General features: G+C 69.5%; 3 protein-coding genes. All 3 read left to right on the top strand.

The window, feature by feature from the left end:
* Positions 1 to 448 (top strand): hypothetical protein (locus tag VIB55_RS03990; RefSeq protein ID WP_331875376.1); only part of this gene is annotated, 448 nt, incomplete at its 5' end.
* 73 nt (positions 449 to 521) lie between these two features.
* Positions 522 to 1,073 carry a hypothetical protein gene (locus VIB55_RS03985; protein WP_331875375.1) on the top strand — a complete coding sequence of 184 codons (552 nt, stop codon included), beginning with the start codon at positions 522 to 524 and terminating at the stop codon, positions 1,071 to 1,073.
* 94 nt (positions 1,074 to 1,167) lie between these two features.
* Positions 1,168 to 1,920 (top strand): M949_RS01915 family surface polysaccharide biosynthesis protein, encoded by a 753-nt coding sequence (locus tag VIB55_RS03980; protein ID WP_331875374.1) that lies wholly within the window; start codon positions 1,168 to 1,170, stop codon positions 1,918 to 1,920.
* Positions 1,921 to 2,068 lie beyond the last annotated feature (148 nt).

Genomic DNA, 2,068 nt, shown 5'->3' with positions numbered 1-2,068 from the left:
GACGACCGCCAACGACGGGCTGGTCGAGGCGAGCGTCCGTTCCCGCGCCGAGCCGCGGATCGCCAACGTTCTACTTTCCTTGGATAGCGCGTGGGCGGCGCTTCCCGGTGCGTATGCGGCGCTGGGGCTGACGGGGGCCGGCGTCATCGACGAGGCTTCCCGGCAATTCGGAATGCCACCGACCACGCTGCCGCGGCGCCTGGACAACTCGCCGCTGTCGCGGTTCGTGGACTGCGGCTCCACGCGGCTCCTCCCCAATGCCGATTCGTACGCCGTCCGCCTGCAGGTGACCACCCAGCTCGTCGCCGAGGGCGCGGGCGTCACCCGCCTGCAGACGCTCGTGGAGGGCTCCGCCCGCCCGCGCGAAATGTCGGGCAACCCCGTGGTGTGCACCAGCACGGGCGAGATGGAGCGGCGCATCGCCAGGCAGCTGCAGCGGGCCCCCTGAGGACAGTGGCTTGCACGGGCGGGAACGGCTCGCGCCCGTGCCCATCCTTCCCCTTACCGCGATGATTGCCTCCATGGCGCGATCAGCCATCCTGCCCCTGGTCCTGCTCTGCGCCTGCGCCCCACAGGCGACCTCGGTTCCCGTTGGGCCCGAGCGGATGAGCACGGTGATCATCGAAACGCCGGAAGGAAGCGCGGAGGTGCGGATGGTGGCCGCTCGCCCGCACGCGCACAGCAGCGTGGTGCTGGTGCCGGTTGACCAGGCCTGGGCTGCGCTTCCGGGCGTGTACGAGGGGCTGGGCCTGTCCGGCGCCGGCATCGTGGATCCGGGGCAGCGGCGCTTCGGCATGGGGCCCGCGACCATGCCGCGCCGGGTGAACGGCGAGCGCCTGGCGCGGTTCCTGGACTGCGGCCACACCGTGTCGATGCCCAATGCCGACGCGTACGCCGTCACGGTCACCATGATCACGCAGCTGAACGCCGAAGCACCGGCCGCCACGCGGGTGCAAACCGTTCTGGAGGCCACCGCGCGGCCCCGCGATACGGCCGGGAATGAGGTAACGTGCACCAGCACCGGCCACCTGGAACGCCTGATCGCCTCGCGCCTGCACCCCGCCCCGAGGTAGCCGTTTCGTCATCCGCGCCGCTTTCATGATGCCCCGGATGGGTCTTCTCCCGCACGGCTCTACCCGATTCTCTCCATCGCCATAGAAAATGAGAATGTCGATTCATGCCACCTGCCGCGTTCTTGGCTGTCTGGCCGCCGCAGCCTTCCTCGGGTGCGAGCCCGCCTCCAGGAACGATGCGCGCCGCGCGCTGGCCGCCGACACGACCGAACCGGTCCGCCCGGCGGAGGTGGCAGCCCTGGAGGTGCTCTCATTCGATCCGGAGACGCTGCCCCCGAACGCCGACGTGACCGGAAACGTGGTCGATGGCGCCCGGTGGCGGGATGCCAAGGGGGAGAACGTGGTGGTGCTGGCGGAGACGGGCGAATTCCCGTCGGCCAGCGCGTGCGATAGCGATCCCCAATGCCGCGACGCCGAGATCCGCGCCTACCACTTCGCCCGGAATGGTTCCGCGTGGAAGCGGCTCTGGCTCGTGACGGACTTCCAGCGACAGTGCGACTTCGACCTGATCGCCGAGTTCGTGAAGGGCAGCCTGTCCGTGACGGACCTGGACCACGACGGCGTGGGCGAGAGCACGTTCCTGTACGCGCTCACCTGCACCAGCGACGTCAGCCCCTCCACGCTCAAGCTGATCATGCACGAGGGCCAGGCGAAGTACGCCATCCGCGGCACCACCGACCTGTCGGCCATGCTCGGCACCTCCGAGGACGCGGGGGGCGACCGGAACGTCGATCCCGCCTTCGAGCGCGCGCACCCCAGGCAGCGGTCGTACGCGCTCGCGCAGTGGGAGCGTTTCGTAAAGCCCAGGTCCTCCATCGTACCTGATGCGGGGGAACAGGATCACTGAGCGGCGCGTGGCGCGGAAGGTGCCGCGCCGGGCAGTTCCACTCGATGCAGGAGAAGCGAGGATGTTTCGTAAGCTTTATCTGGCGACGGTCATCGGCGCCGCCATGCTGGGCGGGTGCGACAGCCCGTCGAAACCCGAGGAGTTCGAT

It is taken from the genome of Longimicrobium sp., assembly GCF_036554565.1.
In the GTDB taxonomy this organism is placed as follows: Bacteria; Gemmatimonadota; Gemmatimonadetes; order Longimicrobiales; family Longimicrobiaceae; genus Longimicrobium.
This window is presented reverse-complemented; position numbering and strand designations above follow the sequence as displayed.